This is a genomic window from [Clostridium] aerotolerans DSM 5434, assembly GCF_000687555.1.
Taxonomy (GTDB): Bacteria; Bacillota; Clostridia; order Lachnospirales; family Lachnospiraceae; genus Lacrimispora; species Lacrimispora aerotolerans.
This window is the reverse complement of sequence record NZ_JHWJ01000001.1, coordinates 589,892-596,150: the sequence shown is the minus strand read 5'-3', so window position 1 is coordinate 596,150 and position 6,259 is coordinate 589,892. Positions and strand designations below refer to the sequence as shown.

8 protein-coding genes and 1 tRNA gene are annotated in these 6,259 nt (G+C 41.6%); 7 read left to right on the top strand and 2 right to left on the bottom strand.

Annotation, left to right across the window (positions count from 1 at the left end; all coding sequences use genetic code 11):
* The 3 genes from T546_RS25860 to T546_RS22680 all read left to right on the top strand — a co-directional run.
* On the top strand, positions 1-247 hold a 247-nt coding region (locus tag T546_RS25860; RefSeq protein ID WP_242842169.1), incomplete at its 5' end, for a hypothetical protein.
* A complete protein-coding gene (locus T546_RS25855; protein WP_242842168.1) occupies positions 238-639 on the top strand; it encodes a hypothetical protein in 402 nt (133 codons plus the stop codon). The genes T546_RS25860 and T546_RS25855, both read left to right, overlap by 10 nt.
* Positions 640-824: 185 nt before the next feature.
* The gene (locus T546_RS22680; protein WP_084326107.1) at positions 825-1,289 is read left to right on the top strand and encodes a cupin domain-containing protein; all 465 of its coding nucleotides are present in this window, start codon (positions 825-827) and stop codon (positions 1,287-1,289) included.
* A 96-nt stretch (positions 1,290-1,385) separates the two neighbouring features.
* Here the strand turns inward: T546_RS22680 and T546_RS0102785 are convergent, their stop codons facing one another.
* On the bottom strand, positions 1,386-1,658 hold the full coding sequence (locus tag T546_RS0102785; RefSeq protein ID WP_026890308.1) for an acylphosphatase: 273 nt from the start codon (positions 1,656-1,658) through the stop codon (positions 1,386-1,388).
* A 12-nt stretch (positions 1,659-1,670) separates the two neighbouring features.
* Positions 1,671-3,818, bottom strand: coding sequence for a bifunctional diguanylate cyclase/phosphodiesterase (locus tag T546_RS0102780; RefSeq protein ID WP_026890307.1), 2,148 nt, complete (start codon positions 3,816-3,818; stop codon positions 1,671-1,673).
* Between the two features lie 178 nt (positions 3,819-3,996).
* On the opposite strand from T546_RS0102780, the gene T546_RS0102775 reads away from it, so the two are divergent.
* The 4 genes from T546_RS0102775 (at position 3,997) to T546_RS0102760 (ending at position 6,218) form a co-directional block, all read left to right on the top strand.
* A tRNA-Thr gene (locus tag T546_RS0102775) sits at positions 3,997-4,069 on the top strand.
* A 178-nt stretch (positions 4,070-4,247) separates the two neighbouring features.
* Positions 4,248-4,622, top strand: a complete 375-nt coding sequence (locus T546_RS0102770; protein WP_026890306.1) for a GntR family transcriptional regulator — start codon at positions 4,248-4,250, stop codon at positions 4,620-4,622.
* Entirely contained in the window at positions 4,619-5,326 is a 708-nt protein-coding gene (locus tag T546_RS0102765; RefSeq protein ID WP_026890305.1) for an ABC transporter ATP-binding protein, read from the top strand. The genes T546_RS0102770 and T546_RS0102765 overlap by 4 nt, the downstream gene beginning before the upstream one ends.
* Positions 5,327-5,345: 19 nt before the next feature.
* Positions 5,346-6,218: a hypothetical protein gene (locus T546_RS0102760; protein WP_026890304.1), complete on the top strand. Its 873-nt coding sequence runs from the start codon at positions 5,346-5,348 to the stop codon at positions 6,216-6,218.
* Positions 6,219-6,259: the final 41 nt, after the last annotated feature.

Sequence of the window (6,259 nt, the reverse complement as noted above, 5' to 3'; positions counted from 1 at the left end):
ACTGGCGATACTGGACCTACTGGACCTACGGGGGCTACTGGCTCTACCGGACCTACCGGGCCTACTGGCGATACTGGACCTACCGGTCCCACGGGGGCTACTGGCTCTACCGGACCTACGGGCAGCACTGGACCTACCGGGCCTACCGGCGACACTGGACCTACTGGACCCACGGGAGCTACTGGCTCTACCGGACCTACTGGCGGCACTGGACCCATTGGTGCTGGAGCAACAACTGTGTATTTAGCAACTGATCAATCTGTAAGTGATGGTGGCTGGGTTGGATTAGGTACTTCATCATCTACCGCCTTATTTGCAACCAGTACTATCACACTTCCTCTAGATACTACCATTGTAGGTTTAGTTTTAAATATCAGGGATAACACAATTCCAGTTGGAGACACTGTTACAGCAACCGTTTTTACTAGCCCTTGTGGTTTTACAGATCCTACTTCTACAGGTATATCCGCAACCATTATTGGCCCGAATACGTCAACAGCGCCTAACTGCCTTGCTACGGCTGTCGGTAATGTTCCAGTTACGCAAGGCTCCCTCCTGTCAGTGCAAATAACCACCGGTCAGGGTGTTGGTGCTTTAAGCAGAGGAGTAGCGGCTACAGTTTTCTTGACGATACCTTAAATTTATATCTATAGTGCTATTCAATTTGAATAGCACTATTAAAATATTGCTGCCCTTTATATGAAAAGACCTATTACCTGGAATCGAATAAATAGATAATAATAATTTTTTAAGCAGTATGTTGATAACAGCGCCCTTCAAAATACATATATTATTATTAAATGTGAGAAATGGTGACGAAACAAATGTCAGATTTGTACGACTTAAATGTAACTCCAGTTACAGATGCACTCCCGACTTTCCCCTATGATTTTGGACCCAACCCATTTGTGATTGATTTAAACAAAGCTGCACAGCAAAATGGAAATTACCGTTCAACTCTATGGACAGGGTCCCAGTTACAGGCTGTACTTATGGATATTCCAGTCCATGAGCTTATTGGTATGGAGGTACATCCGGATAACGACCAGATGATCCGGATCGAAGATGGAGTAGGACTCATTCAGTTTGGAGCAGATAAATTTTCGTTTTATGATCAATATCTGGCTTTCCAAAACTATGTAATCTTTGTACCCGCAGGAACATGGCATAATATTGTTAACATAGGTGATAGGCCACTTAAAATATCATCGATCTATGCTCCGCCAAATTATCCATGGAATACCGTTCAGGAGACAAAGATGTCAGAGCCTGTATCAGCTGGCAATTAATCATGTTTTACTTATACCAGAAAAGCCGGAAGGATATGAATCTTTCCGGCTTTTCTGGTGCTTAATAGTAAGACTACTTCGGTATGCTTTACCACCTTACCTGATATGAAATCCCTTCTCCTCAATTACTGAGATAAACTCCCATTGCATGTCCTTAATTACAATAAACCGATCATTGTTCAGTTCCTGTAATAATCTCTCTATAGCGCTATCCGTCCCTTGAAGCTCCATCTCCACGCGGCCGTCATCCAGGTTCTTTACCTGGCCTGTAATACCAAAACCAGGAGCAAGATACTTCACCTTGTATCGAAATCCAACACCCTGCACTCTTCCGCTCACATAAATTCTTTTTCGAATGATATCTTCCATGGTCTGCACCGCCTATTCTCCTGCATCTGCAGGTACCAGATATACATTTTCCTTTTCATACAGCATTAATTCAAATGCCTCAACACTCATGGCTTTGGCAAACACGTAGCCCTGAATCACATCGCATCCGGCGGCCTTTAGAAATTCAACTGTTTCTACATATTCTACACCTTCTGCAATGGTCTTAATCTTTAGTTCTTTTGCCATATTTATAATATTGGAAATTACAATACGCTCCCGGCTGATGTCGCTGCTCTTTCTAAAGAACATGATATCCAGTTTCAAAACATCAATTTTTAAATTCTTTAACAGATTCAGTGAAGAGTAGCCGGAACCAAAATCATCAAGAGAGCAGATAAATCCTTTTTCATTCAGCCTTGTCACCAAACGGTTAAACATAGCGTCATCATTAAGAAGAACTGTTTCTGTAAATTCAAGTTCCAAAAGCCCGTCAGGTATTTGGTATTTACTTTTGACTTCTCCATAGAAATCTACAAAATCTTCCCTCAGCATTCCAATCTTTGATACATTAACAGCAATACTGACTGGAGGTCTTCCTGATTTTATATAATTACTAAGCCACTCACACGATTTTTCAAACATGTAACGGTCAAGAAGCACTATCTTGCCATCACGCTCCATGAGAGGAATAAACTGTCCCGGCGGTATGGTTCCTTTTCTGGGATTCTCCCACCTTACAAGGACCTCTCCCCCTACAATCTGATTTCCAGTCTGAATGGATATCTTTGGCTGAATAAATATCTTAAATTCCTGGCTTCGCAGAGCAAGGTCTATTTCTGATTCCAGTTCAGATTCAAATAAGACGCGGTTTCTGATTTCCTTGTTATAAAATCCAAATGGATTTCCAGGCAGACCTTTTATGTTTTTTTGTGCTATATTAGCCCGGTCCACAATTTGGTCTATGGAAAGCCGTTCCACATCCGTTTCTTCAATGCAATAGACTCCCATGCTTATTTCCATAGGAATCTTCTTGTTAAATGGCAGATAGCGGCTTTGAAACACGTCAACCAGCTTCTGGAACCACTGCTCCATGTCCTCTCTAGTTTTATATTTATAGAGCCCCGCAAAATTATCGGCAGATATTCTGCAATACAGTGTGTCCGGGCCACCATAATCGCGGAATAGGTTGGCCAGGGAGATCAAAACCCTGTCTCCTTCCTCATAGCCCAATATATCATTCATGAATTTGAATTTTTTTATATCACAATACCAGACCGCGTACGTCTCTTTTTTCTCTTTACGCAGCCGTTTTTCCATCTCCTGCTTAAAGGAAGCATAGTTTCTGGTTCCGGTAATGCTGTCCCGATATGCCAGTTTCGCCAGAGTCTCCTGATTTTTATTAATGGTCAAAAATTGCCGGTACAAATAGCAAAGGAACAAGCCGCAGGATATTAATATCATGATTCCTGCCCCAATGGCCATCTCCAGATATCTGGTGTGAAAATTTGGCTCCGGCAAAACATTAAGAATATACCAGCCATTGATCCTAAGAGGCATCATTACCACCATCTGCTTCTTATTCTGTGTCTTAATTTGAAAGCAGGTTTCCTCCCTGGTATTTATAGCTTGTGACATTTGAGCTTTTAATTTTGTCTCACCTTCAACCAATTCATAGATCTGCTGGGAACCACCAACCTTTTTTCCAGTATGATCAAGTATTACATAAAGGCCCTCTGCCAGTACCATGGTGCTGGTAATGTTACTAAGTATTTCATTGTAATTATTCGCATATAAAGTTCCAATGGGTTCATTGTTATCATCTCGCACCGTTACTTTAAAATAATCTTCCAGGCTCTTAATGTCACTCTTACCAACCACATCTATGAAACCTATTTCCATGGTTGGATTTTCCCTGTTGATTGTATGGATGATTTGATTGATACGCTCCTCGCTGTATATTCCACCAGTGCCAAAACTCACAGCGAGTCCGTTCAGAATCGTAAGCTCCTCTTCCAGCCTGCCTTTCATGATCAACTGATTCTGCTTTGCCGCATTAAAAAAATAGGCAACTTTCTCCTGTTCATTTTTCCCCATCATGTAAATCAGGATCGAAAAACAACCAATGATAAATGACAGGCAGAGAAGTACCGGAATAAGCATATTTTTCTGTTTTCTATCCCATTCTTCCATCTTTTGCATGTATGCTGACTCCTCAAATTAAACAACCGTCTCGCAAATCTCTAGTTTCATTATAGCTTTTTATGGCAGTTTTGGCAATCGCTATGTAATTTTACTTTTTTTAGGAGAAAGGGTTGATTTTTCAATGAATTGTTGTTATAATATCAAAGGTTTTGATGCAGTATTTAATAGCCGGATTGCTTCCGTAGCGCAGTTGGTAGCGCAACGCATTCGTAATGCGTGGGTCGGGGGTTCGAGTCCCCCCGGAAGCTTTCATCATTTATAATCTATACATAGGAAAAGGCCCCATTCGAATGAAATCGAATGGGGCCTTTTCCTATTTTTTAGTAAATTTATAAGCCCAACAAAATCAGGTATTGACAATGAAAAGAAATAATTGTATCATTGTATTAAACCACTAATACAATAATATAAAAAGGAGGCTGCATTATGAACTGGAAACTAACAGAAGACCGACCAATTTGGATACAGCTTGTTGAACAGCTCACTACACTCATTGTATCCGGCATATATGCATCCGGCTCAGCGGTGCCTGCGGTTCGTACCCTTGCAACCGAAGCAGGCGTGAACCCCAATACCATGCAGCGTGCACTTGCTGAACTGGAAAACCGCGGACTAGTTGAGACACGCCGCACCTCGGGCCGGGTCGTTACAGAGGATTTAACCCTCATACAAGGGATCCGAAGACAGTTAGCTTATCAGCGTATGGACGAATTTTTTGAAACCATGCATTCGCTGGGCTATACAGAAGAACAAACACGAGAGTTGCTTGCGGCTTGGAATAAAAAGGAGGAATCAGTATGAATCAGGAACTTATTACCGCAAATAGCCTGACAAAGAGCTACGGTACAAAAATTGCACTTGACCACATAGACTTGTCTGTTGGACACGGCCGCATTGTTGGCCTTTTGGGACCCAATGGTTCTGGAAAGACTACTTTTATCAAGCTTCTTTGTGGACTTTTACACCCTACTTCTGGTGCGCTTAAGATTGAGGGCCTCGCTCCAGGTGTTGAAACAAAATCGATCATATCTTACCTGCCTGACCGCATGTATTTTGCCGACTGGATGAGAACCTCAGATCTGGCGGATTTCTTCACAGACTTTTATACCGATTTTGATCGTGCAAAAGCCCTGGAGATGTTTAGAGCTCTTGGTATCAGTCAAAACGAGCGTATTAAGACCATGTCAAAGGGAACAAAGGAAAAGGCTCAGCTGGCGCTGATCATGAGCCGGAAGGCACAGCTCTATCTTCTCGATGAGCCGATTGGAGGCGTAGATCCTGCTGCCAGGGATTTTATCTTAAACACCATTTTAACCAACTATAATGAGAATGGAACAGTCATGCTCTCTACTCACCTGATTTCTGATATTGAGCGGGTGTTAGATGAGGCCATTTTCCTGCAAAATGGTAAGGTTGTCCGTCATGATACTGTAGATAACATACGTGAAAAGGAAGGCAAGTCCGTAGACCAGCTCTTCCGCGAAATATTCACGTATGGCCGCTAAGGAAAGGGGGCGAATTAATATGTTTCTTAAACTTTGTAAATACGAATTCAAGTCGATTGCACGTACACTGCTGCCCATTTATCTGGCTGTAATTGCTGTTTCTTTTATCAACATGTTCATGGGAATAGGCTCACTGACAAACGGCTACTATGAAAATTTTATGCGAAACATAAGCTTTGGTCAGGATATCTTAAAACTGTTTCAGACTGTCTCTATGCTTGCTTATTTTGGAGTAATGGTTGCTATGAGCGTTCTGACATTCATTATCATTATCCAAAGATTTTATAAGGGATTGCTTTGTGATGAAGGATATCTTATGTTTACCCTTCCAGTTAAGCCCTGGCTGCTGATTGCCGCCAAAGGAACTACTGCTCTTGTGATGTCACTTGCCAGCAGTCTGGCTGCAGGAATCTCCATATTAATCTTAATTGTCGGCGCATTTGGCCCTGTTAAATTTATGGCTGCAGTGACCTCGCCAGAGATATGGGCGAAAATATTCCAAATTTTCAATGAAGTGCCATCCTGGCCTCTTTTATTGGTGGAGTTTATTGTTTTAATCATACTCAGCGGTTTTTCAAAGCTCTTCCACTTGTACTTTTCCATGGCACTAGGCCATTTGGCTAATAAACACCGCATCCTGATGTCAGTGGTTGCATATATTGCAATATCCATGATCCTCAGCTTTGCCAGCGGTTTTGTTATGATTGTGGCAGGAAATGTACCTTTCTTTCAAACATTGGTCAATTCCATTGATTTAATGCCAGGACTTAGAGGTATTAGTACTTTTATGAACTATATGTTTATCTTTTCGATTATGCTTAGTATCGTTCAAATAGGCGTATTCTTCTTTGGTACAGAACGCATTCTATCCGAACATCTTAATCTGGAGTAAACTAAAACCTTGTTGCTTTGTTAATTGTTATGTTCGTATCA

What these genes read in the sequence shown, in the direction of transcription:
- T546_RS22680 (WP_084326107.1), top strand. Translation starts at nt 825, where the DNA reads ATGTCAGATTTGTACGACTTAAATGTAACTCCAGTTACAGATGCACTC.
- T546_RS0102785 (WP_026890308.1), bottom strand. Translation starts at nt 1,658, where the DNA reads ATGGAAGATATCATTCGAAAAAGAATTTATGTGAGCGGAAGAGTGCAG.
- T546_RS0102780 (WP_026890307.1), bottom strand. Translation starts at nt 3,818, where the DNA reads ATGCAAAAGATGGAAGAATGGGATAGAAAACAGAAAAATATGCTTATT.
- T546_RS0102770 (WP_026890306.1), top strand. Translation starts at nt 4,248, where the DNA reads ATGAACTGGAAACTAACAGAAGACCGACCAATTTGGATACAGCTTGTT.
- T546_RS0102765 (WP_026890305.1), top strand. Translation starts at nt 4,619, where the DNA reads ATGAATCAGGAACTTATTACCGCAAATAGCCTGACAAAGAGCTACGGT.
- T546_RS0102760 (WP_026890304.1), top strand. Translation starts at nt 5,346, where the DNA reads ATGTTTCTTAAACTTTGTAAATACGAATTCAAGTCGATTGCACGTACA.